Genomic DNA, 23,758 nt, shown 5'->3' with positions numbered 1-23,758 from the left:
CTCCCACCTAAATCAAATGGGTGTTAAACCGCCGATGGCTCACCACCGGCATGCGCGCTCTGATATCGGCTTGCTCACCCGCATCGCGGCGGGCCAGCAATACGCCCTCGCCTTGTGCCTGCTCGGCCAGCACCCGCCCCCAGGGGTCGATAATGGCAGCATGCCCGTATGTCTCGCGAGGGCCCGGATGAACGCCGCCCTGGGCCGCTGCAAGCACGTAGCACTGGGTTTCGATGGCACGGGCACGAATCAGGATGTCCCAATGCGCGGCCCCGGTGACGGCAGTGAATGCCGACGGTGCGGTAATCAGTTCAGCGCCAGCGGCTCGAAGCTCACTGTACAACTCCGGGAAGCGCAGGTCATAACATACGGTCAGGCCCAGCTTGCCGACCGGGGTATCAACTACCACCACGCGTTTACCATGAGCATAGTCATCGGATTCACGGTAGCGACCACGATTGTCTGACACATCGACGTCGAACAAATGCAATTTGTCGTAACGTGCCACAGGTTCGCCGTCGGCGTTGATCAGCAGCGAACAGGCGTTAACCTTGCCCTCAGGCTGCCCTTCGGGTGGCAGGGGTAAAGTCCCTGCAACTATCCATAAGTTGAGGTCGCGAGCAGCCTGTTTCAACCATGGCAGGACAGGACCTTCGCCCAATGCCTCGGCACGACCGATATCGGCAATATCGCGACGGCCCATGGCCGCAAAATTCTCGGGCAACACGGCCAGTTGTGCACCACCGCGCGCAGCCTCTTCCAGCAGGCGCCGAGCCTGAGCCAGGTTGGTCAGAACATCGCTCTGACTGACCATTTGAATAACGGCTAACGACATCGCGGCGCGCTCCTAGTTTTTCTCAAAAGGCTTGTCGAAGGTAATCTTGGGATCATTCCACTGGCCTTGAATGCTGTACTGCACGCTGGCGAATCGCGACACCTGATCACCAATCAGCTTGTTGAGCAAGAACATAGCCCCACCCGCTGCCGGCCCACCCACCAACAATGCGGCAAGGGGCAGGTTGTTGGTCACTGGTAACGTCACCAGCAACTTGGCATTGACCTGGTCAGTGATCATATTCAACGTGCCATTAAGCTCCAGGTTGGTGGACGGCCCGGTCATCCGGATCGGCTTGCTGGTGGTGTAGACGCCGCTGCTGGCATTGAGCACGCCCTTGACCCGGTCATAACTCAGCCCCTTGCCGAACAGGTCGGAGAAGTCCAGGCGCAGTCGACGGCCAATGGCATTGAAGTTCAGAAGGCCAAAAATGCGCAGTACTTGGGCGCTGCCATCGACCTCCACAAACTGGCCTTTATTGAGCGAAGCGTCCAGGGTGCCGGAGAAGCGCTTGAGACCGATCCAGGCAGGTGAACCGGGCCAGTTACCATCTATGTCGACGTGAAAGTTGTCGCTGGTCACGCTCGGCGCAAAGCCCCAGCTCTTGAGTACATCGGCCAAATTCCCTCCGCCCAGACGGCCCTGATACCAGCTCTTGCTGTTACCGGCGACGCCTTCCCAGCCGCCGGCGCCTTCGAGCAGCATGCCCTTGAGCCCAAGGTTCAAGTTGCTCAGGCTGATGCCCCGACTGGTGGGCCGCACCTTGAGTGACCAGGCGCCGAGCAGGTCTGGCCCCTGGTAGAGCTGACGAATAATGATGTCCAGTGCCGGAATTTTTCGCGGATCAACCGTGGCCAGTGGGTCGGGGGCATTTTCGTCAGCCACGGCCTTTGGATCGGGAGCAGGCAATCTGATGCTCTGCATCGTGACCACAATCGGGGCGTTTTTGGCATCCGGCAAAGTCACTGCACCGATGGCCTGTTTACTGTCGATTTGCAGCGCCCAGGATGCCGCGTTGCGCTTCATGACCAGGCGAGCCTTGTCCAGCTGGGTGCCGAAGGCAATCAACTTGCCGACTTTAAAGTCCGCACTGCTGAGCATTTGTTTGGCACTGCCCCCCGGATCCTTGCCTGCATAGCGCTCGACCAGCGCCTGCCACGGGGCCACGTCCAGTTCCGACAGTACGCCACGAATTCTCAGGCCTTTGGTCGCAGGCAATATCGGATCGCCATCACCCAGAAACAGCTCACCGCGTCCGTCTTCAAACTTGCCGTTGGGAGCGGCAAAGGTCAGGTTGGCGAGGTCACCGTAATCAAACCAGTAACGACGCTCGGCACCTTGCAGGGTCATGCGAAACACACTGTTGCGGCTTTCATTGGCTGCCAGACCAAAAGGCGCAGGCAAGTCCACCACTGCGCCTTTGAGACTGGAGCTGACGCGTAGCTGGCTGTCGGCGCCGTCCAGGGTGAGTTGCAATTGATAGGGCAAGTCACCCGTCACCGGGATCGGCTGATTGAACTTGAGCCAGTCCGTGAGCTTTTTAACCCCCACTTGACCGCTGGCCACGACCCGGGTGCTGAGGCGGCCGGGCTTGCCGTCGGCAAAAATCTGCGCCGTAACCGGACGATCAAAAGCACGGGCGCTGATGCCCTTACCGGTCAGTCCCTTGGAACTGTCAAAGCGAAAGCTGCCTTTGAGCTGAGTCAGTTCAAACTCGGGATCGCTGATTTTCAGGCGCGCCTTATCGGTGTTGAAATCCACCAGGATTTTAGGCTCAACGCCTTTCTCCAGAGGGATATCCAGGTCGACGCGGCCTTTGAGCGAGCCCTCTCCCTGCCAGCCAGCAAAAGTTTCAGCGGTGCCAATGGGCGCCTCCTGAAGAATTTTCAGGCCGTCACCCAGCCCGCCCTCAAAGTCGCCGTCCAAAAACAGGTGGCTGACCTTACCGCTGGGTACATGGGGAATTCTGACCGCAACGTTACGAACCTGAGTGTCGAGCAACTGGCCCTTGCTGGCCATGATGCGTACGCCACTGTCTTCGATAAACACATCACCCGAGACGTTACGCACATGGGGCCAGCCGGGCTGGAACGCCAGTTCGGCGCCATGCACTTTAAAAAACAGGCTGATATTGCGCGCAGCCGCAACGGCATCGTGGCTCAGAGAACCTTGGTACTGGAAGAAGCCCTCTTCGACCGCGCCCTTTATGATTGCCGTACTCAACCATTCGGTCAGTGCCGGGCTCAACACTTCGGGCAGGTATTTGGGGGTGAAACTGCCATCACCCTCCGTGAGGCCGACCCTCAAGTCCATGTAGTCTTCTTGGGAATGGTCGAGGTGGATACGGATCAAAAAGTCCGCCGCGATCTTGCCCTCTTCGCCCAGCACTTTGATGTACGGCGCGATCAGGGTGAAGCTGTCCTTGTTCAACGTCCAGGTCAGCAAGGCGTTGGCTTGCTGGTACTGCCAGGGTTTGGCGAAGATCGGGTCCAGATGCAGCATGAAATCCTTGCTGTCGAGCCGCAGTTCGCCCTTGCCCAGGTCGCCGCTGATCAAGCCGCTGACATTGCGTGCAGCCGGGGCGCCGTGGGTAGCGTTAAAGCCGACCTGCTCCAGATTCGCCGCGAAGCTGAGTTTTTGATCATCACTCGCCTGTGGGCGGTAATCAGCCAGCACATTGCGCAGCGTACCCGTGACCTTGAGTTGGTCAATAACCTTGGCCACACCGTCCGGCCACGGTGCCAGGGAGTCGAGCAATGGCGTGATCGGGGTCAGGTCCAGGCGGTCGGCCTGTAAATGCCAGCGCTCCTGCTCCTTGTCGGAGGCCGCAAACTGCTGCAGTTGCAGGCGGGTTTCCCAGCGGGTCTTGTCCAAATTCATGGCCAATGAATCGAGCACCACATTGAAACCTTGCTTACCCCGTTCGGCCCAGGCATGCAGGGCCAGGTTCTCGATGGTTTCAGGTTTGCGGTCGGCGTAGGCACCTTTCAGTTTTGGCGCATTCAAGCGCGCTACCGCGCTCTGTACCGAGCCCTGGCCCCAGTTGAACCAGAGTTCGCCGCCCGCCTTCAGCTCAGAGACTTTCCAGGGTGCAATCAGTGTGGCTGGCAGCCATTTGGCCCAATCACTTTGCGGCAGGCTCACGTAGGCCTGGGCCGCGCCATCACGCCAGCGACTGGCCTGGACCTGGGTCTTGAGGCTCAGCGCGACTGGCTGGCCATCGGGCAGGGTCAGGCGCGCATCGAGACGCTGATCCGAGGGGCCAACGTCCAGCGTAAGCCCTACATAGGTCAGGGTCAGCGGAGCTTGTTTATAGGGTTCAAGGGTCACCTGGCTGTCGAGCACCGACAACTGCGCCACGTGCTGCAACTGCTTGAGCAACTGCTCGGGATCCAGCGGCTGATCATCCTGCACTGGCAGCCCTTCAAGGCTCCAGTGACCACTCTCGTCCTGGCGCAGGCTCAGTTGCAGGCCGTTGAGTTGTACGCGGGCGATGCGGATGTCACGGTTCAACAGGCTGGCCCACACGTCGGGCACCACCTGCACTTCATCCAGACGCAGGGCACTGTTGCCCTCGCCGATCATCACGTCGTGTGCCAGCAACACCGGCGCCATGACACTCCAGCGGCCTTCAAGGCTACCGATGGTCAATGGCATCCCCAAGGTTTCGCGGGCCTTGTTCTGCACTTCTACGCGGTATTCAGCAATCAGGGGGGTGAGTTCTCGGCCCAGGCTGACGTACAGCGCCGTCAGCACCAAAACCAGGGCGCACAGACCCAACCCCCAACGGGTCAGCGCGGCAAAAAAGCGTGTCAGACGCTCCATGTCATGTGGCCCCTTCAGTAGTAATCGAAGGGGCCGGATTCAGCCCCTTTAAAACGCTATATGACGCCTGATACTTCAGAGCAGCACCACGTCGTATTGTTCCTGGGAATACATGGTTTCGACCTGAAAACGAATCGTACGCCCGATAAACCCTTCAAGCTCAGCAACGTTACCCGACTCTTCGTCCAGCAAACGATCGACCACTTTCTGGTTGGCCAGTACCCGATAACCCGTTGCCTGATAGGCACGCGCCTCGCGCAGGATTTCACGGAAGATTTCATAGCAGATGGTTTCAGGGGTTTTCAACTTGCCACGGCCCTGACAGCACACACACGGCTCGCACAAGACCTGTTCCAGGCTCTCACGGGTGCGTTTGCGGGTCATCTGCACCAGGCCCAGCTCGGTAATCCCGATGATGTTGGTTTTGGCGTGATCACGTTCGAGCTGTTTTTCGAGGGTGCGCAACACCTGACGCTGATGCTCTTCATCTTCCATGTCGATGAAGTCGATAATGATGATCCCGCCCAGATTACGCAGGCGCAGTTGCCGGGCAATGGCGGTGGCCGCTTCTAGGTTGGTCTTGAAGATGGTTTCTTCAAGGTTTCGATGGCCCACGAACGCACCGGTATTGACGTCAATGGTGGTCATGGCTTCAGCAGGATCGACCACCAGATAACCGCCGGACTTGAGCGGCACCTTTCGGTCCAGGGCTTTCTGGATCTCGTCTTCGACACCATACAAATCAAAAATCGGCCGCTCGCCCGGATAATGCTCAAGGCGGTCGGCAATTTCCGGCATCAGCTCGGCAACAAACTGCGTGGTTTTCTGGAAGGTCTCGCGCGAGTCAATACGGATTTTCTCGATCTTGGGGCTCACGAGGTCTCGCAGTGTGCGCAGTGCCAGCCCCAAGTCCTCGTAGATCACCGTCGGCGCGCCAACGGTTTTGATCTGAGCTTCGATCTGGTCCCACAAGCGGCGCAGGTATCGAATGTCCATCAGGATTTCATCCGCCCCGGCACCCTCGGCCGCCGTACGCAGGATAAAACCACCGGTTTCCTTGATGCCTTCTTTGGCAACGCAGTCGCTGACCACCTGTTTGAGGCGCTCACGCTCGGCTTCGTCTTCGATCTTCAACGAAATGCCGACATGGGCAGTGCGCGGCATGTACACCAGGTAGCGTGACGGAATCGACAGCTGAGTGGTTAGACGCGCACCTTTGGAAGCAATCGGGTCTTTGGTGACTTGCACCACCAGGCTCTGGCCTTCGTGCACCAGTGTGCTGATGCTTTCGACGGCCTGGCCTTCGCGCAGGGAAATTTCTGAAGCATGGATAAAAGCAGCGCGATCCAGACCGATATCAACAAAGGCGGCCTGCATGCCGGGTAAAACCCTGACAATCTTGCCCTTGTAGATATTGCCCACAATACCCCGGCGCTGGGTACGTTCGACATGCACCTCTTGCAGAACACCGTTCTCTACCACCGCCACGCGCGATTCCATCGGCGTGATGTTGATCAGGATCTCTTCACTCATGGCTGGGTCTCGTTCAGGCGTCATCACAGTAGTGCCACGTCTCGTAGGTGCGGTATTCAGCGCACGGTAAGGTTTTGCCAACAGGGTATGCCGAAATGCCCGAGCAGTTCTGCGGTTTCGCACACAGGCAGGCCCACAACGGCAGAATAACTGCCATTGAGCCCCGCCACGAACACCGCGGCCAACCCCTGAATGGCGTAACCACCGGCTTTATCCTGCGGTTCACCGCTGGCCCAATACAGTTTGGCTTCTTGTTTGCTGATGTGTCGAAAGCGCACGCGGCTGCTGACCACTCGGGTTTCACAGCGATCGGCGTCGATGATTGCGATGGAGGTCAACACTTCATGCTCACGGCCAGACAGCGCCATGAGCATAGCCAAGGCATCGGCCTCGTCGACCGGCTTGCCAAGAATGCAGTCATCAAGAACCACGGCAGTGTCGGCGCCCAGCACGCAAAACGCGCTGTCCGGCAGTGTGGTCAGTAGTTGTTGGCGCCCAGCCCGGGCCTTTTCGCGCGCCAGGCGCTCGACATAGGCCACAGGGGGCTCATTCTGGAGGGGAGTTTCATCAATGGCCGCGCTGACCGTTTTGAACGGCACGCCGATTTGAGTCAGTAGTTCTCGTCGGCGTGGTGAGCCAGAGGCCAGATAAAGCGAAGTCATCAAGACATCTCCCTGTCGAAGTGCACAAACCAGGAAATGGCTCGTATCCCGTTAATTGATTTTAAAACGTCGGCACAGCCCACGAAGCCCGTAACTGATCCAGGGCCACAACAAGGCGCTGACCAACGCGGGCAACACCAGCGCCAGGGTTGGCTGACGGTTCCCGGTCAATGCACTGAGCCACAACTGGGCAAGCTGGGCCAGACCGAAAATCACCAGAAGCACCAGGCATTGCTGCCACATCGGGAACACCCGCAGGCGTTGCTGAAGTGACAACACCAAGAAGGTGATCAGTGTCAGGGTCAGGGCGTTCTGCCCCAACAACGTGCCGTACAGCACGTCTTCGGCCAGGCCCAGGCAAAACGCAGTAACCATACCCACTTTATGCGGCATGTATAAAGCCCAAAAGGCCAACAACAGGGCCAGCCAGAGCGGGCGCAGGATTTCCATGAATTGCGGCATCGGTGAAATGCTGAGCAACAAGCCGATGGCAAACGTCAGCCAGATCAGCCAGCCATTGCTCGAACGCGTATTCGCCATTATTGCCTCTCCCGTGTAGTGGCCGGCACAGCGGCAGGCGTCCTGGCTGCGGCGGGGGTTGCAACTGGCGCAGGTTTTTTCACGGCCTTGGGATCGGTGACCACAGCCGCTGGTGCGGCGGGTGCAGCGGCCGGTGCAACGGGTACTGCGGTCGATGCAGGCAGGGCCGGCTTGGGCACCGTCGTCGGAACGATCGCGGGCGCTTCACCGCTTTGCTCAGCTTCCTGGGCCTGGGCCGCATCGTTGGCCCGCTCTTCAGGGGTTCGACTATCGCTGAACACCAGTAGCAGGTAGCGACTGCGATTTAATGCCGCCGTGGGAACCGCACGCACAATGGCAAAAGGCTGACCCGAGTCGTGGATCACTTCTTTGACCGTAGCCACCGGATAACCGGCCGGGAAACGCTGCCCCAGGCCCGAACTGACCAGCAGGTCGCCCACTTTGATGTCCGCAGTGTCGGCCACATGACGCAATACCAGACGCTCGGGGTTGCCCGTACCGCTGGCAATCGCACGCAGGCCATTACGGTTTACCTGCACCGGAATGCTGTGGGTGGTATCGGTGAGCAACAGTACACGGGAGGTGTAGGGCATCAACTCAACCACCTGCCCCATCAAGCCCCGTGCGTCGAGCACAGGCTGACCCAGCACCACGCCGTCGCGCTCACCCTTGTTGATGATGATGCGATGGGTAAAGGGGTTAGGGTCCATGCCGATCAACTCGGCCACTTCCACCTTTTCATTGACCAGCGCAGAGGAGTTCAACAACTCGCGCAGGCGAACGTTCTGCTCGGTCAAGGCGGCCAGCTTTTGCATGCGGCCTTGAAGCAGAAGGTTTTCGGTTTTGAGTTTCTCGTTTTCAGCCACAAGCTCGGTACGGCTGCCGAACTGACTGGCCACGCCCTGCCACAATCGCTGCGGCAAATCGGTGATCCAGTAAGACTGCATCAGCACCAGCGACATTTGACTGCGCACAGGCTTGAGCAACGTGAAGCGAGCGTCCACTACCATCAGCGTGACGGATAGCACGACCAGCACCAGAAAGCGCACGCCCAATGACGGGCCTTTGGAAAAGAGCGGTTTAATAGGCCGCTCCTCCCGGGCAAGTGTTCAATTTATTCATACGGCTTCAAGCGGCCTGGATGAAGATTGACAGAAGATAAACGCCAAAAGGCAGCACTGCAAAGTGCTACCTTCTGGTGATAACCAAAGGACTGCACCACGCGATCTTATTCGCTGGAGAGCAGGTCCATTGTGTGTTTATCCATCATTTCCAGCGCACGGCCACCGCCACGCGCAACGCAGGTCAGCGGGTCTTCGGCAACAATCACCGGCAGACCGGTTTCCTGTGCCAGCAGCTTGTCGAGGTCACGCAGCAAGGCGCCACCACCGGTCAGTACCAGACCACGCTCGGCGATATCCGAAGCCAGCTCTGGCGGAGACTGCTCCAGCGCGCTTTTCACTGCCTGAACGATGGTTGCCAGCGACTCTTGCAGAGCCTCAAGCACTTCATTGGAGTTCAAGGTGAAGGCACGAGGAACACCTTCTGCCAGGTTACGGCCGCGTACGTCGACTTCACGTACTTCGCCACCCGGGAAGGCAGTACCGATTTCAGTCTTGATGCGCTCGGCCGTCGATTCACCAATCAGGCTGCCGTAGTTACGACGCACATAAGTGATGATCGCTTCGTCGAAACGGTCGCCGCCAACCCTTACGGATTCGGCATAAACCACACCATTCAGGGAGATCAGCGCGATTTCAGTGGTACCACCACCGATATCGACAACCATCGAGCCGCGAGCTTCTTCAACCGGCAGGCCAGCACCGATGGCAGCAGCCATTGGCTCTTCGATCAGGAACACTTCACGGGCGCCCGCGCCGAGTGCCGATTCACGAATGGCGCGACGCTCTACCTGAGTCGACTTGCAAGGGACACAGATCAGTACGCGAGGGCTAGGTTGCAGGAAGCTGTTTTCATGCACCTTGTTGATGAAGTACTGCAGCATTTTTTCGCAAACGCTGAAATCGGCAATAACGCCGTCCTTCATCGGACGAATGGCAGCAATGTTGCCCGGTGTACGGCCGAGCATACGCTTGGCCTCGGTGCCAACGGCAACGACACTTTTCTGGTTACCGTGTGTCCGAATAGCCACAACCGATGGCTCATTCAGGACGATACCGCGCTCACGCACGTAAATAAGGGTGTTGGCAGTGCCCAGGTCGATGGAAAGATCGCTGGAAAACATGCCACGCAGTTTCTTGAACATGGGAAAGGGACCCTAGGCAACGCGTGGGTAAAAAAGTGCGGCAAACTCTAACAACGACAGGGATTTTGGGCAAGGCGCCAATATGTTAAATTGGGCGCTTTTCTGAGCACCAACTCCCACAATCGCGGCCATATGACCGTAGAAATGCGGTAGTGTTCCGACAATCTAACACACGGATAGCATCCGTCCTGTTTTCCACTGGAGAATCCCATGGCGCTAGACCGCTCCGACGTGGAAAAAATCGCTCATTTGGCCCGTCTTGGCCTCAATGATGCCGATATTCCACGCACCACCGAAGCCCTTAACAGCATTTTGGGGCTGATTGATCAGATGCAGGCTGTCGACACTACAGGTATCGAGCCAATGGCTCACCCCCTGGAAGCCAGCCAGCGCTTGCGTGCAGACGTCGTGACTGAAAGCAATCATCGCGAGGCTTATCAGTCCATCGCTCCAGCGGTCGAAAACGGCCTCTATCTGGTTCCGAAAGTCATCGAGTAAAGGGAAAGAGCCTGCATGCATCAATTGACTCTGGCCGAGATCGCCCGCGGACTCGCCGATAAAAAGTTTTCTTCCGAAGAGCTGACCAAGACCCTGCTGGCGCGTATCGCCCAGCTCGATCCTCAGCTCAACAGTTTCATCACCCTCACCGAAGACCTTGCTCTAGAGCAGGCCAAGGCTGCCGACGTACGTCGCGCCAACGGTGAAACCGGTGCCCTGCTGGGCGCACCGATCGGTCACAAGGACCTGTTCTGCACCCTGGGCGTACGCACCAGCTGCGGTTCCAAAATGCTCGACAACTTCAAGGCTCCCTACGACGCCACTGTCGTTGCCAAGCTGGCGGCTGCAGGCGCTGTGTCCCTGGGCAAGACCAACATGGACGAATTCGCCATGGGGTCGGCCAACGAGTCGAGCTACTACGGCGCAGTTAAAAACCCGTGGAATCTTGAGCACGTACCGGGTGGTTCGTCGGGCGGTTCTGCCGCTGCTGTTGCCGCTCGCCTGCTCCCTGCAGCAACAGGCACCGACACGGGCGGATCTATCCGACAGCCGGCAGCCCTGACCAACCTTACCGGCCTGAAACCGACATACGGTCGTGTTTCGCGCTGGGGCATGATCGCTTACGCCTCCAGTCTCGATCAGGGCGGCCCATTGGCGCGCACTGCCGAAGACTGCGCCATCCTGCTGCAAGGCATGGCCGGCTTCGACCCGCAAGACTCCACCAGCATCGACGAACCCGTACCGGACTTCAGCGCCAACCTTAATGGTTCGCTGCAAGGCCTGCGCATCGGCGTGCCAAAAGAGTTCTTCAGTGAAGGTCTCGACGCGCGCATTGCAGAGCTGGTTCACAACAGCATCAAGGCACTTGAAAAGCTCGGTGCCGTGATCAAACCCATCAGCCTGCCGAACATGCAGCACGCCATTCCGGCGTACTACGTGATCGCGCCAGCAGAGGCTTCGTCCAACCTGTCGCGTTTTGACGGTGTGCGCTTCGGCCATCGCTGCGAAGACCCGAAAGACCTCACTGACCTGTACAAGCGCTCGCGCGCCGAAGGCTTTGGCCCGGAAGTACAGCGCCGGATTCTGGTCGGTGCCTACGCCCTGTCGGCGGGTTACTACGACGCTTACTACCTGCAAGCGCAAAAAATCCGCCGCCTGATCAAAAATGACTTCATGACCGCATTCAACGAAGTCGACATCATCCTCGGTCCAACCACGCCTAACCCGGCCTGGAAAATCGGCGCTAAAAACAGCGACCCGGTTTCTGCCTATCTGGAAGACGTCTACACCATTACCGCCAACCTCGCAGGTCTGCCAGGCCTGTCGATGCCAGCCGGTTTTGTCGATGGCTTGCCCGTAGGCGTGCAGTTGCTTGCGCCTTATTTCCAGGAAGGCCGCCTGCTCAACGTCGCTCACCAGTATCAGCTCAACACTGACTGGCACACGCGCTCACCTGCCGGCTTCTGAGGAGAAACATATGCAATGGGAAGTTGTGATCGGGCTGGAAATTCACTCCCAGCTCGCCACCCAATCAAAGATTTTCTCCGGTAGCGCCACCACCTTTGGCGCAGAACCGAACACCCAGGCAAGCCTGGTTGACCTGGGCATGCCCGGCGTACTGCCCGTGCTGAACCAGGAAGCCGTGCGTATGGCGGTCATGTTCGGTGTAGCCGTTGATGCCGAAATCGTTCAGCACAACGTGTTTGCCCGTAAGAACTACTTCTACCCGGACCTGCCCAAGGGCTACCAGATCAGCCAGATGGAACTGCCAATTGTCGGCAAGGGCCACCTGGACATCACCCTGGAAGACGGCAACGTAAAACGTGTCGGCATTACCCGTGCCCACCTGGAAGAAGACGCAGGCAAAAGCCTGCACGAAGACTTTAGCGGCTCCACCGGCATCGACCTGAACCGTGCTGGCACACCGTTGCTAGAAATCGTTTCCGAGCCGGACATGCGCAGTGCCAAAGAGGCCGTGGCCTACGTCAAGGCGATGCACGCGCTGGTGCGTTACTTGGGTATTTGCGACGGCAACATGGCTGAAGGCTCCCTGCGTTGCGACTGCAACGTATCGATTCGCCCGGTCGGCCAGGCCGAGTTCGGTACTCGCTGCGAGATCAAGAACGTCAACTCGTTCCGTTTTATCGAGAAGGCGATCAACAGCGAAATCCAACGCCAGATCGAGCTGATCGAAGACGGCGGCAAGGTCATTCAACAGACCCGCCTGTACGATCCGAACAAGGACGAAACCCGCGCCATGCGCAGCAAGGAGGAAGCCAACGACTACCGTTACTTCCCCGACCCTGACCTGCTGCCGGTGGTGATCGAAGATTCGTTTATCGAAGACGTGCGCGCCACCCTGCCGGAACTGCCGCCGCAAAAGCGCGAACGCTTCCAGTCGCAATTCGGCCTATCGGCCTACGACGCCAGCGTCCTGGCCTCGAGCCGCGAGCAAGCGGACTACTTCGAAAAAGTCGTGAGCATCAGTGGCGACGCCAAGCTGGCAGCCAACTGGGTGATGGTCGAGTTGGGCAGCCTGCTCAACAAACAAGGCCTGGACATCGACCAGTCACCGGTCACCGCTGACCAACTGGGCGGCATGCTGCAGCGCATCAAGGACAACACTATCTCCGGCAAAATTGCCAAGGTTGTGCTCGAAGCGATGGCCAATGGTGAAGGCAGTGCAGACGAGGTCATCGAGAAGCGCGGCCTCAAGCAAGTGACCGACAGCGGCGCCATTGAAAAGGTGCTGGATGAAGTACTGGCGGCGAACGCTGAGCAAGTCGAGCAGTACCGTGCGGCAGACGAAGCCAAGCGCGGCAAGATGTTCGGCTTCTTTGTGGGCCAGGCGATGAAAGCCTCCAAAGGCAAAGCCAACCCGCAACAGGTCAACGAGCTGCTCAAAAGCAAACTCGAAGGCTAAACCACTCAACTGTGGGAGCGGGCTTGCTCGCGATGAGATCGATGCGGACCTTACAGAAACACCGCGCCGCCCGCATCGCGAGCAAGCCCGCTCCCACAGGGTTTTGTGGTTTTTTTCCCGCAACATAAGGACTACCCCATGAAGCGGCTACTCGGCGCCTGCGCCCTGCTCGGCTTGCTCGCTGGCTGTGCCAGCCATGACATAGACCCTCGTGGCTATGACAAAACAGGCATAGCCTCTTATTACGGTGCTCGCCATCACGGCAAGCGAACCGCCAGCGGTGAACCTTTCGACCAGAATGCCCTTACCGCCGCCCACCCCGCCCTGCCATTCGGGACGCGGGTACTGGTCACCAATCTGAGCAACGACAAATCTGTTGTGGTACGCATCAATGATCGCGGACCGCACACACGCGGGCGTTTGATTGATGTTTCGCGCAAGGCCGCCCAGCAGCTGGGTATGCTGCGCACCGGCACCGCCAAGGTCCGGGTTCAGGGCTTGGGTGATTAAATGAGGGAGTTGCCGCCATTTTGGGCTTAAGCGCGCTATCACCATGGAACCTGCTGCAATTGCTCTGCGGCCTCGTCATGCTGATTGCTGGGGCCGAATTGCTGGTGCGTTGCGCCGTGCGCATGGCCGCCAACATGAAAGTGCGCCCGTTGCTGATCGGCTTGACCGTGGTCGCACTGGGCAGCAGTGCCCCGCAGATGACCGTCAGCCTGCAGGCCGCGCTCAATGACACCTCGGACATAGCCGTGGGCAGTGTGATCGGCAGCAATATTTTCAACATCCTGGTCACCCTGGGGCTTTCGGCGCTGATCATACCCCTGCGCGTATCCCGCCAACTGGTGCGCCTGGACATCCCCCTGATGATCCTCGCAAGCGCCCTGGTGTTTGCCCTGGCACTGAACAAACAGCTCGATCGCATGGACGGAGCTGTCCTGTTGTGCGGCCTGTTGGTCTACCTGGCCCTGCTTCTGCGCCAATCACGTCACAGCGGCCATCATCACAACAGCCATGAGCACCCGCCTACCCCCTGGCGGCACAACATCCTGTTAATGCTGGCGGCCCTGATCCTGCTCGGGGCTGCAGGGCACCTGCTACTGGGCGCGGCAGTCACGGTTGCCACGGAACTGGGACTGTCGGAGCGGATTATCGGGCTGACTATCATTGCGGTCAGCACCTCACTACCGGAACTGGCCACCTCCTTGATCGCAGCATTTCGCGGGCAGCGTGAAATCGCTGTCGGCAATGTGATTGGCAGTAATGTCTTCAGCCTGTTGGGGGTACTGGGCCTGACCGCACTGATAGCTCCGGCGCCCTTGTCAGTCTCCCCCAATGCCCTGGCGTTCGACTTGCCGGTAATGCTGGGTGTTGCGGCGCTGTGCCTGCCCGTGTTCTACACGGGCTACCGTGTGACCCGAGGTGAGGGCTTGCTGTTTCTGGGGCTGTACCTGGCCTATGGGCTGCACGTGGTGTCCTTCACAACCGGCATGCCTTTGGCCGGCAAGCTTGAACACCTGATGCTGTATTTTATCTTGCCGGCGCTGCTGGTGTTCCTGCTGTTCAGTACCTTGCGCGCCTGGCGCCGACAGCACTGAGCCTGCAGTCGCTAAATCCAGCCGCCCCACTGCAACACAAAAATCCCGATATTGGTCGTGATGGCGGCCATCAACGTGGTGATCACGATAATTGCGGCCGCCAGCTCGTGATTACCGTTGGCCGCCCGCGCCATGACATAACTGGCAGCGGCCGTCGGGCTGGCGAAATAAAGAAACAAAATCCCCAATTCCGGCCCGCGAAAGCCACATAACCAGGCCCCCAGGGTGGCCAGCAACGGCATGCTGACCATTTTCACCAGGCTGGCGCTCAGTGCCATATCGCCACTTTTGCGCAAACTTGCCAGCGACAGTGTGCCGCCGATACAGATCAGCGCCAGCGGCAAGGTCATCGCCGCCAGGTAGCCACCCGATGCGAGCAACCAGCCGGGCAAGCCAATCTTGAAGACTGCAAAAGGGACCGCCGCCAGTACGCTGATGATCAGCGGGTTCTTGACCACACTCTTACAAATACTCCACGGGTCGGACTTGATCACCGGGCTGTATACCGCCAAGACGATGGTCGACAAGGTGTTGTAGAGCAGAATCACCAGACCGGCGAGTACCGCGCCCAGAGAAATCCCGTAGTCGCCGTACATGCTGGCCGCCAGGGCCAGGCCAACAACCCCGTTGTTCCCGCGAAACGCGCCCTGGGTGTAGATCCCGCGATCCACACGGGGGCAACGCCAGATCGCCCATCCCCAGGCAAGCGCAAAGCTTGCAAGGGTCGCCACGACAAAATAACCCAGCACCTTGGGCTGCAAGGCCGCTCTGAGATCGGCATGCAAAATACCCAGAAACAACAACGTCGGCATGGTGACGTTAAACACCAGTGCCGACGCTGTGTGGATAAAGTTGTCATTGATCCAGCCCACGCGCTTGAGCACCACGCCTAGAAAAAGCATGGCAAATACGGGAGCGGTTATCGTGAGCGTCTGAAGGAAAATAGCCAGCATGTCAGCACACTCATTGAGGTATAGCCGGGCTGAAGCTTTCTGAAAGAAAGCTTCAGCGTCCTTTCTTACATACCTTTAACGGCATAAATGCCGGCGGCATTACGCCAGTAACCTTTGTAATCCATACCATAACCGAAGATGTAACGGTCAATGCACGGCAAGCCTACGTAGTTAGCCTTGAGGTCCGGACGTGCCTTGCGGTCGTGGTCCTTGTCGATCAATACCGCGGTGTGCACCTGACGGGCACCGGCGTGTTTGCAGAACTCTACGATCGCGCTAAGGGTGTGGCCCTCGTCGAGGATGTCGTCGATGATCAACACGTGGCGGTCGATGAACGATACTTCTGGCTTGGCTTTCCAGAACAGGTCGCCGCCAGTGGTCTCATTGCGGTAGCGCGTAGCGTGCAGGTACGACGCCTCAAGCGGGAACTTGAGATGGGTGAGCAACTTGCCGGAAAAAATCAGGCCGCCGTTCATCACACAAAATACCACTGGATTAGTCTCGGCCATTTCTGCCGTGATGTGCGCACCAACGCGGGCAATTGCCGCCTCGACTTCAGCTTCGGTGTACAGGCAGTCAGCCTCTCGCATGATTTGACGGATATGCTCGAGATCAGCAGACATGACGCTCTCCAGGGGGGGTTGTGCAAGAAAAGCGGGCAAAGGTACGCATCCGCATGGCTCAGATCAAGCATTTATGGACTAACGTGCAGTAATGTCTGTAGGACATCACCCCGGATTAGATTAATCTAGGCCGGTTTTTTTGCCTGCCCCCCGGAGTTTTTCCCTATGCCTATCCGTGAGATACGCCATCCGCTAATCCGTCATAAACTCGGCCTCATGCGTCGCGCTGACATTAGCACGAAGAATTTCCGAGAGCTCGCCCAGGAAGTCGGCGCTTTGCTGACCTACGAAGCTACCAGTGACCTGACTCTCGAAACCTACGAGATCGAAGGCTGGAGCGGCTCGGTTCAAGTTGAAAAAATTGCCGGTAAGAAAATTACCGTCGTTCCCATCCTGCGCGCCGGTATCGGCATGCTGGAAGGCGTTCTGAGCCTGATCCCGGGCGCCAAAGTCAGCGCTGTCGGCGTTGCCCGTAACGAAGAAACCCTTCAGGCCCATACCTACCTGGAAAAACTCGTACCGGAAATCGACGAGCGTCTGGCGATGATTATCGACCCGATGCTGGCAACTGGCTCTTCAATGGTTGCCACTATTGATCTGCTGAAAAAAGCCGGTTGCAAGGAAATCCGCGCCATGGTGCTGGTTGCCGCCCCTGAAGGCATTGCTGCTGTAGAAGCGGCCCACCCCGACGTGATCATCTACACGGCCTCGATCGATGAGCGCCTGGACGAGCACGGCTACATCATTCCGGGCCTGGGCGATGCCGGCGACAAGATCTTCGGCACCAAGCAAAAGGACGCATAACATGCAGGACGAGTTCAACGACCCGCTCTGGCGCCAGATAATTTCTGGCGCGCAGATGCTCTTCGTGGCGTTTGGCGCGTTGGTGTTGATGCCGTTGATTACAGGCCTCGACCCTAACGTTGCGCTGTTCACGGCGGGTCTCGGGACTCTGCTGTTCCAGATCGTGACCCGGCGCCAAGTGCCGGTCTTTCTGGCTTCGAGTTTCGCTTTCATTACCCCGATCATTCTCGCCAAGGGGCAGTTCGGCCTGGCCGCGACCATGGGCGGCGTCATGGCAGCCGGTTTCGTGTACACCTTTCTCGGTTTCGCGGTAAAGCTAAAGGGCACCGGTTTTATCGACCGCCTTCTGCCACCTGTGGTGATCGGCCCGGTGATTATCTCGATTGGCCTGGCAATGGCGCCCATTGCTGCGCACATGGCCATGGGCCGCGCTGAAGATGGCTCCGAGCTGATTCACTATCAAACCGCCATGATGATTTCGATGCCAGCGCTGCTGACCACATTGATCGTGGCTGTATTCGGCAAAGGGATTTTCCGTCTGGTGCCCATCATCGCCGGCGTGCTGGTAGGTTTTGGCATGGCGTTCTACTTCGGCGTCGTCGACACCGCCAAAATCGCCGCTGCGCCGTGGTTCGCCATGCCGCACTTCACGGCCCCCGAGTTCAACTGGCAGGCGATTCTGTTTATCGTCCCGGTAGCCCTTGCTCCGGCCATTGAACATATCGGCGGCGTGATTGCCGTAGGCAGCGTGACGGGTCGCGACTACCTGAAGAAGCCGGGTCTGCACCGCACGCTGTTCGGTGACGGCATTGCCACCACCGCAGCTGGTTTGCTGGGTGGACCACCCAACACCACCTACGCCGAAGTGACTGGCGCAGTGATGCTGACCAAGAACTACAACCCGAAAATCATGACCTGGGCGGCGATCTTCGCCATCAGCCTGGCGTTTGTCGGCAAGTTCGGCGCACTGCTGCAAAGCATTCCGGTCCCCGTAATGGGCGGAATTCTGTGCCTGTTGTTCGGTTCAATTGCAGCCGTGGGCATGAACACCCTGATCCGCCACCAGGTCGACCTGAGCGAGGCACGCAACCTGGTGATCGTATCGGTGACGTTGGTGTTCGGGATTGGCGGTGTGCTGATCGGGACGGGGATGGGGCCTGAAGATTTCGGTCTGAAAGGCATCGCGCTGTGCGCCATTGTGGCCATTGCGCTGAACCTGATCCTGCCGGGCAATGACAGCTGGAAACACAAGAAAGGTGACGGGCCCGTTATCTGACCTGTAATCCGTGTGGGAGCGAGCAAGCCGCTCCCACACGGGTTTTTCTAAAGCGCCAGCGGCGCCCGTTCACACAATGTTTTCAACGCCGACGCCCATTGCGGGCTGTCATTGAGACACGGCACCAGCACCAACTCTTCGCCCCCCGCCTCTATAAACTGCTCGCGTCCGCGATCACCAATCTCTTCCAGCGTTTCGATGCAATCGGCCACAAACGCCGGGCACATCACCAACAGCTTCTTCACTCCCTGTTTGGCCAACGCATCAAGACGCGCCTCCGTGTAGGGTTCGATCCACTTGGCCCGGCCCAAACGTGACTGGAACGCCACCGACCATTTGCCGTCAGGCAGGCCCATACGCTCGGCAAAGGCCTGGGCAGAACGCAAACACTGGGCTCGATAACAGGTTTGCAGAACCGCGGGTGAAGCGTTCTGGCAACAGTCTTCATTCTTGAAGCAATGGTTACCGGTCGGGTCCAGCTTGTGCAAATGCCGCTCGGGCAAACCGTGAAAACTCAGCAGCAGATGATCGTAATCCTGCTCCAGATGCGGCTTGGCACTGGCCACAAGGGCATCGAGGTACTCGGGTTGATCGTAGAACGGCTGCACAATCGAGAATTGCATCGGCAGCTTTTTAGCCTTGACCACGCGCTTGGCTTCTTCAATCACGGTGGTCACGGTGCTGTCAGCGAACTGTGGATAAAGCGGTGCCAGCGTGACCTTCTTGATGCCCTGCGCCGCCAGACGGGTGAGCACGGTTTCAATCGACGGCTCGCCGTAACGCATTGCCAGTTCAACCGGGCCCTGAGTCCACTCTTTAGTCATCGCCTGCTGCAAGCGACGGCTGAGCACAACCAGCGGCGAACCCTCGTCCCACCAGATCGAGGCATAAGCATGGGCCGACTGTTCGGGACGCTTGACCAGGATCAGCGACACCAGCAAACGCCGCACCGGCCACGGCAAATCGATCACGTACGGGTCCATCAAAAACTGGTTCAAGTAACTGCGTACATCCGCTACCGAAGTAGACGCCGGTGAACCCAGGTTAACCAGCAACAGCGCGTGGTCGGTCATGCAACTTCCTATTTCAGAGGCGGGCGGCTACATCATCGAGTGCCGCGCGCAAATCGGTGAACTGAAAAGTAAAACCGGCAGCCTGCAACCTTGCAGGCATCGCCCGCTGGCCACCCAGTAACAAACCGGACATTTCGCCTAACAGCACGCGCAACACAAAGGCGGGCATGGGCATAAACGCCGGACGGTGCAACACGCTGCCCAAAGTCCTGGCGAAATCGGCATTACGTACCGGGTGCGGCGCGCAAGCATTATAAGGACCGCTGGTGGCATTCTCATGCACAAGAAAATCAATCAGGGCAATTTGATCCTTGATATGAATCCACGGCATCCATTGCCGACCATTGCCTATGGGCCCGCCCAGTGCCAGCTTGAACGGCAACAACAGGCGCGACAAAAAACCGCCTTCGGCCGCCAGCACCAGACCCGTGCGCACCAGTACCACACGGATCCCCAAGGCTTGCGCCCGCTGCGCGGTCTCCTCCCAGGCAATGCACAAGTGGCTGGCAAAATCTTCGCTGACGGGCGGCGAGTCTTCGGTCAGCTCACGCTCACCCCCGTCGCCATACCAGCCCACGGCCGAACCGGATACCAACACGGATGGCCTTTGCTCACGGCTTTCCAGCCAGGCCACAAGGGTTTCGGTCAGGGTGATGCGACTGCTCCACAGCAAAGCCTTGCGTTTGCGGGTCCAGGGACGGTCCGCAATGGGTGCGCCTGCCAGATTGACCACAGCATCAATCCGCTCCTGTCCCAGCTCTTCGAGGAGGGCAATCCCCTTGACCTGAGCGCCGCACAGTCGGGCCACTTGCTCTGGGCGCCGACTCCACACACTAAGGCGATGGCCTTGCGCCAGCCAGTGACGACAGAGCTGACGCCCTATCAAGCCTGTACCGCCGGTCAGCAATATGTGCATGAGTTGATCCTCGCAAGGAGTTTTATCGGGAGCACTGGTCTATTTTTATATGAAGACCTTTTATCGGTCGTCGACCTGACTTAAGAATAGGCCACATGGATCTGGAAGAAAGACTAAAACCTATACTAACAAATAGAATTGTACAGGTATTGCCAACGGCGTAGTCTGTGCAAACAGAGATCGAGGCCACAATGACTGTACCTATCGCGATTATTGGCGCCGGCATAGCCGGACTGGCAGCAGCAAATACCCTGCACAAGGCAGGTCACGCGATTCATCTTTTCGATAAAAGCCGTGGTAGCGGCGGGCGCATGTCGAGCAAACGCAGCGATGTCGGTGTACTGGACCTGGGGGCTCAGTACTTCACCGCACGTGACCGGCGTTTTGTCGATGAAGTCCAGCAATGGCAAATCAATGGCTGGGCCGCCGAGTGGGAGCCACACCTGTACCACTATAAAAATGGTCAGTTGAGCCCCTCCCCTGACGAGCAAACCCGTTGGGTAGGTACCCCGCGCATGAGTGCCATCACTCGCGGCCTGCTTGGCAGTCTGCCAGTGAGTTTTACGTGCCAGATCACCGACCTGATACGCGGCGAAAAACACTGGCACCTGCTGGATGCCGAGGGTGAAGAACACGGTCCTTTCAGCCACGTCATCATTGCCACGCCAGCGCCCCAGGCCACCTCTCTACTGGCCAGCGCCCCAAAACTGGCAAGCACCGCTGCCGGGGTCAAAATGGAACCTGCCTGGGCCGTCGCCCTGGCCTTTGAATCCCCCCTCGACACACCTATGGAGGGTTGCTTCGTACAAGGCAGCCCGCTGGACTGGCTGGCCCGCAACCCCAGCAAACCCGGACGTGCCAGCCAGCCTGACACCTGGGTTTTGCACGCGACCAGCACCTGGAGCAAGCAAAACCTCGACTTGCCCAAGGAGGCGGTCATCGAACACCTTCATGGTGCATTCGCCGAACTGATGCACTTTCCGACTCCTGCACCGATTTTCAGCCTGGCGCACCGCTGGCTCTACGCCCGCCCCGCCGCAGCCCATGAATGGGGGGCCCTGGCGGACTCCGATCTGGGCCTGTATGCCTGCGGCGACTGGTGCCTGTCGGGTCGCGTCGAAGGGGCATGGCTGAGTGGTCAGGAAGCTGCACGCCGGCTGATTGAGCACCTGGAATGAACCGCATCAACCCGCGCAAATTGCTGCTGTCAAAATGGACAGCAGCTGTGCCGCGTAACCGTGAAAAACATTTTCTGGTCACCCAGCTGTTTTGCGACGAAGAAGGCACCGTGCTCGATATCGAACTGCAAGCGGTGCTTACCCAGCGCAATCAGCGTTTGACGTGGCAAAGCCTGCAAGATGCGGGCGAATGGAAAATGGGCTGGCAATAATCCTTTCGGCAGCACTCCAAATACTTGTACAAGATAATTGACTTGTACAACATCAGGCCTATGATGAACTCAAGCTGTACATCGATTAAAAGATGTACAAGTAATTCTTGGAGGTTCGTCACATGGCCAGCACCGTTCCCGCCCGGCACAAACCGAAAATCGCCATCAGCGCATGCTTGCTGGGGGCCGAAGTCCGCTTTAACGGCGGGCACAAAGAGTCGCGGCTGTGCAGCCAGACGTTGAACCAACACTTCGAATTCGTGCCCCTGTGCCCCGAGGTCGCCATCGGTCTTGGCATTCCGCGCCAACCTGTACGACTGGTGGGCAACCCTGCACAACCGCAAGCTGTTGGCACCGTCGACAGCACGTTGAACGTGACCCGGCCATTGCACGACTACGGTGTGGAAATGGCCGCAGCTCACACCGATATCTGTGGCTACATCTTCATGCAAAAGTCGCCGTCATGCGGCCTGGAGCGGGTCAAGGTGTACCAGGACGGTGGTCGCCCTGCGGAGTTGAGCGGGCGCGGCATTTACGCCCAAGCGTTCTGTGACGCCCATCCCGACTTGCCGGTGGAGGAAGACGGTCGATTGAATGATCCGGTTCTGCGCGAAAACTTCATGACCCGGGTCTATGCCTACAGCGCCTGGCAAGCCCTACTCGAACAGGGCATCACCCGCCGTTCGCTGACTGAGTTTCACGCCTGCTACAAATATCAACTGATGGCCCATCATCCGGTGCAGTACAAAATCCTAGGCAATCTGCTCGGCAGTCTTGGCAAGCAAGACCCGCGAGACATAGCACCGCAGTACTTCAGCGAACTGATGAAAGCCCTGAAAAAGTGCGCGACCCGCCGCACCCACACCAATGTGCTGCAACACATCAGCGGCTACCTCAAGCAATCCATCAGCCCGGAAGACAAGCAGGAAGTTCAACAACTGATTGGCCAGTACCTGCACGGCATCGTGCCGCTGGTGGTGCCGTTGACCCTGCTCAAGCATCACTTTCGCCTGCACCCGAACCCGTATATCTCGCGCCAGGTTTACCTTCAGCCGCATCCTGAAGACCTCAGCCTGCGCAATGCCATCTGACCATGAATGATGACCTGATCATGTCCAATACCCCTGACACGGACTACAGCCAGGCACTGGCTGAAGGCTGGTTGCCCATTCGTGAAGTGTCGCGCATCACCGGTGTGAATGCCGTGACTTTGCGTGCCTGGGAGCGCCGCTATGGCCTGATCGTGCCGCACCGCACGGCCAAGGGTCATCGCCTGTTTTCGACCGAACACATCCAGCGCATCCAGCACATTTTGTTGTGGCTCAATCGTGGTGTCTCGGTCAGCCAGATCAAGCCGCTGCTTAACACGCCTTCGACTCCAGCCGAAACACCCGACAGTGACTGGCAGACCTGGCGCCAAACCATGATGGAGTCCATCGGTGAACTGGCCGAGCGCCGCCTGGATGATTGCTTCAATCAGGCGATGTCGCTCTACCCCGCTCGCCCGCTCTGCGAACAACTGCTGATGCCCCTGCTCAACGATCTGGAACAGCGCTGGCAAGGGCAATTCGGTGCGCAACTGGAACGGGTGTTTTTCCACTCCTGGTTGCGCAGCAAACTGGGGGCCCGGATTTATCACAACAACCGCTCGCTCAAGGGTGCACCGGTATTGCTGATCAACCATTCGGACCTGCCTTTCGAGCCTCAACTGTGGCTCACCGCACTGCTGGTCAGCAGCAGTCACTGCCCGGTCGAAGTGTTCGACGCGCCACTGCCCAACGGCGAGCTGGGCCTTGCTGTGGAGCATTTAAAGCCCCGCGCGGTGGTGCTGTATTCGAGCAAGACCCTTAATACCCAAGCACTGCCCAAGCTACTGGGCGGCATTGAATGCCCGGCCCTGATTGCCGGACCAACGGTATGCATCCATTTCGACCTGTTGTCCGTAACTGCAACCGAGATCGCAGGATTGTACCTGGCCCACGACCCGGTTGAGGCCCATCAACGCCTCAGCCAACTCGGCCTTTTATAGCAAGGAATTGA

Annotated in this window: 22 protein-coding genes; 11 read left to right on the top strand and 11 right to left on the bottom strand. The window is 58.4% G+C overall.

What is annotated here, in order from left to right:
• Positions 1–7: 7 nt before the first annotated feature.
• The 7 genes from TU76_RS06520 to mreB form a co-directional block, all read right to left on the bottom strand.
• Complete coding sequence (locus TU76_RS06520; RefSeq protein ID WP_019825056.1) at positions 8–835, bottom strand: carbon-nitrogen hydrolase family protein; 828 nt, start codon at positions 833–835, stop codon at positions 8–10.
• A gap of 12 nt (positions 836–847) precedes the next feature.
• Positions 848–4,660 carry a YhdP family protein gene (locus TU76_RS06515; protein WP_048351312.1) on the bottom strand — a complete coding sequence of 1,271 codons (3,813 nt, stop codon included), beginning with the start codon at positions 4,658–4,660 and terminating at the stop codon, positions 848–850.
• A 75-nt stretch (positions 4,661–4,735) separates the two neighbouring features.
• Positions 4,736–6,193 (bottom strand): ribonuclease G, encoded by a 1,458-nt coding sequence (gene rng / locus TU76_RS06510; protein WP_019825058.1) that lies wholly within the window; start codon positions 6,191–6,193, stop codon positions 4,736–4,738.
• Positions 6,194–6,249: 56 nt separating this feature from the next.
• Positions 6,250–6,855, bottom strand: coding sequence for a Maf family protein (locus TU76_RS06505; protein ID WP_019825059.1), 606 nt, complete (start codon positions 6,853–6,855; stop codon positions 6,250–6,252).
• Between the two features lie 51 nt (positions 6,856–6,906).
• Positions 6,907–7,395 carry a rod shape-determining protein MreD gene (gene mreD / locus TU76_RS06500; RefSeq protein ID WP_019825061.1) on the bottom strand — a complete coding sequence of 163 codons (489 nt, stop codon included), beginning with the start codon at positions 7,393–7,395 and terminating at the stop codon, positions 6,907–6,909.
• Positions 7,395–8,480, bottom strand: a complete 1,086-nt coding sequence (gene mreC, locus TU76_RS06495; RefSeq protein WP_082136505.1) for a rod shape-determining protein MreC — start codon at positions 8,478–8,480, stop codon at positions 7,395–7,397. Before mreC ends, mreD begins: the two co-directional genes overlap by 1 nt.
• A 143-nt stretch (positions 8,481–8,623) precedes the next feature.
• On the bottom strand, positions 8,624–9,661 hold the full coding sequence (gene mreB / locus TU76_RS06490) for a rod shape-determining protein MreB (protein WP_003439856.1): 1,038 nt from the start codon (positions 9,659–9,661) through the stop codon (positions 8,624–8,626).
• A 210-nt stretch (positions 9,662–9,871) separates the two neighbouring features.
• Here mreB and gatC point away from each other — a divergent pair, with 210 nt between their 5' ends.
• From gatC to TU76_RS06465, 5 genes are all read left to right on the top strand, one after another.
• A complete protein-coding gene (gene gatC / locus TU76_RS06485) occupies positions 9,872–10,159 on the top strand; it encodes an Asp-tRNA(Asn)/Glu-tRNA(Gln) amidotransferase subunit GatC (protein WP_019825066.1) in 288 nt (95 codons plus the stop codon).
• Between the two features lie 15 nt (positions 10,160–10,174).
• Positions 10,175–11,626 (top strand): Asp-tRNA(Asn)/Glu-tRNA(Gln) amidotransferase subunit GatA, encoded by a 1,452-nt coding sequence (gene gatA, locus TU76_RS06480; protein ID WP_019825067.1) that lies wholly within the window; start codon positions 10,175–10,177, stop codon positions 11,624–11,626.
• A gap of 10 nt (positions 11,627–11,636) precedes the next feature.
• Positions 11,637–13,082 (top strand): Asp-tRNA(Asn)/Glu-tRNA(Gln) amidotransferase subunit GatB, encoded by a 1,446-nt coding sequence (gene gatB / locus TU76_RS06475; protein ID WP_048351310.1) that lies wholly within the window; start codon positions 11,637–11,639, stop codon positions 13,080–13,082.
• Between the two features lie 138 nt (positions 13,083–13,220).
• A complete protein-coding gene (locus TU76_RS06470; RefSeq protein ID WP_019825071.1) occupies positions 13,221–13,592 on the top strand; it encodes a septal ring lytic transglycosylase RlpA family protein in 372 nt (123 codons plus the stop codon).
• Positions 13,593–13,642: 50 nt separating this feature from the next.
• Complete coding sequence (locus TU76_RS06465) at positions 13,643–14,683, top strand: calcium/sodium antiporter (RefSeq protein ID WP_048351507.1); 1,041 nt, start codon at positions 13,643–13,645, stop codon at positions 14,681–14,683.
• An 11-nt stretch (positions 14,684–14,694) separates the two neighbouring features.
• Here TU76_RS06465 and TU76_RS06460 read toward each other — a convergent pair whose 3' ends face one another.
• The gene (locus TU76_RS06460; RefSeq protein WP_048351309.1) at positions 14,695–15,636 is read right to left on the bottom strand and encodes an AEC family transporter; all 942 of its coding nucleotides are present in this window, start codon (positions 15,634–15,636) and stop codon (positions 14,695–14,697) included.
• 65 nt (positions 15,637–15,701) lie between these two features.
• Complete coding sequence (locus tag TU76_RS06455) at positions 15,702–16,259, bottom strand: hypoxanthine-guanine phosphoribosyltransferase (protein ID WP_019825077.1); 558 nt, start codon at positions 16,257–16,259, stop codon at positions 15,702–15,704.
• A gap of 165 nt (positions 16,260–16,424) precedes the next feature.
• Between TU76_RS06455 and upp the strand changes: the two genes are divergently transcribed.
• Together upp and TU76_RS06445 are read left to right on the top strand one after the other, a co-directional pair.
• Positions 16,425–17,063, top strand: a complete 639-nt coding sequence (upp, locus tag TU76_RS06450; protein WP_019825079.1) for a uracil phosphoribosyltransferase — start codon at positions 16,425–16,427, stop codon at positions 17,061–17,063.
• A gap of 1 nt (position 17,064) precedes the next feature.
• Entirely contained in the window at positions 17,065–18,339 is a 1,275-nt protein-coding gene (locus TU76_RS06445) for a uracil-xanthine permease family protein (protein ID WP_019825081.1), read from the top strand.
• A 47-nt stretch (positions 18,340–18,386) separates the two neighbouring features.
• Here TU76_RS06445 and hemH read toward each other — a convergent pair whose 3' ends face one another.
• Positions 18,387–19,412 carry a ferrochelatase gene (hemH, locus tag TU76_RS06440; RefSeq protein WP_019825083.1) on the bottom strand — a complete coding sequence of 342 codons (1,026 nt, stop codon included), beginning with the start codon at positions 19,410–19,412 and terminating at the stop codon, positions 18,387–18,389.
• A gap of 13 nt (positions 19,413–19,425) precedes the next feature.
• The gene (locus TU76_RS06435; RefSeq protein WP_046809107.1) at positions 19,426–20,328 is read right to left on the bottom strand and encodes a TIGR01777 family oxidoreductase; all 903 of its coding nucleotides are present in this window, start codon (positions 20,326–20,328) and stop codon (positions 19,426–19,428) included.
• A gap of 191 nt (positions 20,329–20,519) precedes the next feature.
• Between TU76_RS06435 and TU76_RS06430 the strand changes: the two genes are divergently transcribed.
• From TU76_RS06430 to TU76_RS06415, 4 genes are all read left to right on the top strand, one after another.
• The gene (locus TU76_RS06430) at positions 20,520–21,506 is read left to right on the top strand and encodes an NAD(P)/FAD-dependent oxidoreductase (protein ID WP_019825087.1); all 987 of its coding nucleotides are present in this window, start codon (positions 20,520–20,522) and stop codon (positions 21,504–21,506) included.
• On the top strand, positions 21,503–21,718 hold the full coding sequence (locus tag TU76_RS06425; RefSeq protein WP_019825089.1) for a TIGR02450 family Trp-rich protein: 216 nt from the start codon (positions 21,503–21,505) through the stop codon (positions 21,716–21,718). The genes TU76_RS06430 and TU76_RS06425 overlap by 4 nt, the downstream gene beginning before the upstream one ends.
• Positions 21,719–21,840: 122 nt before the next feature.
• Positions 21,841–22,809 carry a YbgA family protein gene (locus TU76_RS06420; protein WP_048351308.1) on the top strand — a complete coding sequence of 323 codons (969 nt, stop codon included), beginning with the start codon at positions 21,841–21,843 and terminating at the stop codon, positions 22,807–22,809.
• 2 nt (positions 22,810–22,811) lie between these two features.
• Positions 22,812–23,747: a MerR family transcriptional regulator gene (locus TU76_RS06415; RefSeq protein ID WP_048351307.1), complete on the top strand. Its 936-nt coding sequence runs from the start codon at positions 22,812–22,814 to the stop codon at positions 23,745–23,747.
• The last annotated feature ends 11 nt before the right edge of the window (positions 23,748–23,758 follow it).

Origin of the sequence: Pseudomonas psychrophila, assembly GCF_001043005.1 — a bacterium.
Lineage (GTDB): Bacteria > Pseudomonadota > Gammaproteobacteria > Pseudomonadales > Pseudomonadaceae > Aquipseudomonas > Aquipseudomonas psychrophila.
Note: the sequence above shows the minus strand (reverse complement) of the source record. Positions and strands in the feature narration are given on the sequence as shown.

Excerpts from the sequence above, each read along its gene's own strand:
- TU76_RS06435 (WP_046809107.1), bottom strand. The coding sequence starts at position 20,328 with ATGCACATATTGCTGACCGGCGGTACAGGCTTGATAGGGCGTCAGCTC.
- rng (WP_019825058.1), bottom strand. The coding sequence starts at position 6,193 with ATGAGTGAAGAGATCCTGATCAACATCACGCCGATGGAATCGCGCGTG.
- TU76_RS06460 (WP_048351309.1), bottom strand. The coding sequence starts at position 15,636 with ATGCTGGCTATTTTCCTTCAGACGCTCACGATAACCGCTCCCGTATTT.
- TU76_RS06420 (WP_048351308.1), top strand. The coding sequence starts at position 21,841 with ATGGCCAGCACCGTTCCCGCCCGGCACAAACCGAAAATCGCCATCAGC.
- TU76_RS06520 (WP_019825056.1), bottom strand. The coding sequence starts at position 835 with ATGTCGTTAGCCGTTATTCAAATGGTCAGTCAGAGCGATGTTCTGACC.
- mreD (WP_019825061.1), bottom strand. The coding sequence starts at position 7,395 with ATGGCGAATACGCGTTCGAGCAATGGCTGGCTGATCTGGCTGACGTTT.
- TU76_RS06425 (WP_019825089.1), top strand. The coding sequence starts at position 21,503 with ATGAACCGCATCAACCCGCGCAAATTGCTGCTGTCAAAATGGACAGCA.
- mreB (WP_003439856.1), bottom strand. The coding sequence starts at position 9,661 with ATGTTCAAGAAACTGCGTGGCATGTTTTCCAGCGATCTTTCCATCGAC.
- TU76_RS06415 (WP_048351307.1), top strand. The coding sequence starts at position 22,812 with ATGAATGATGACCTGATCATGTCCAATACCCCTGACACGGACTACAGC.
- hemH (WP_019825083.1), bottom strand. The coding sequence starts at position 19,412 with ATGACCGACCACGCGCTGTTGCTGGTTAACCTGGGTTCACCGGCGTCT.
- TU76_RS06445 (WP_019825081.1), top strand. The coding sequence starts at position 17,065 with ATGCAGGACGAGTTCAACGACCCGCTCTGGCGCCAGATAATTTCTGGC.
- gatA (WP_019825067.1), top strand. The coding sequence starts at position 10,175 with ATGCATCAATTGACTCTGGCCGAGATCGCCCGCGGACTCGCCGATAAA.
- upp (WP_019825079.1), top strand. The coding sequence starts at position 16,425 with ATGCCTATCCGTGAGATACGCCATCCGCTAATCCGTCATAAACTCGGC.
- TU76_RS06430 (WP_019825087.1), top strand. The coding sequence starts at position 20,520 with ATGACTGTACCTATCGCGATTATTGGCGCCGGCATAGCCGGACTGGCA.
- TU76_RS06470 (WP_019825071.1), top strand. The coding sequence starts at position 13,221 with ATGAAGCGGCTACTCGGCGCCTGCGCCCTGCTCGGCTTGCTCGCTGGC.
- gatC (WP_019825066.1), top strand. The coding sequence starts at position 9,872 with ATGGCGCTAGACCGCTCCGACGTGGAAAAAATCGCTCATTTGGCCCGT.
- TU76_RS06515 (WP_048351312.1), bottom strand. The coding sequence starts at position 4,660 with ATGGAGCGTCTGACACGCTTTTTTGCCGCGCTGACCCGTTGGGGGTTG.
- TU76_RS06455 (WP_019825077.1), bottom strand. The coding sequence starts at position 16,259 with ATGTCTGCTGATCTCGAGCATATCCGTCAAATCATGCGAGAGGCTGAC.
- TU76_RS06505 (WP_019825059.1), bottom strand. The coding sequence starts at position 6,855 with ATGACTTCGCTTTATCTGGCCTCTGGCTCACCACGCCGACGAGAACTA.
- gatB (WP_048351310.1), top strand. The coding sequence starts at position 11,637 with ATGCAATGGGAAGTTGTGATCGGGCTGGAAATTCACTCCCAGCTCGCC.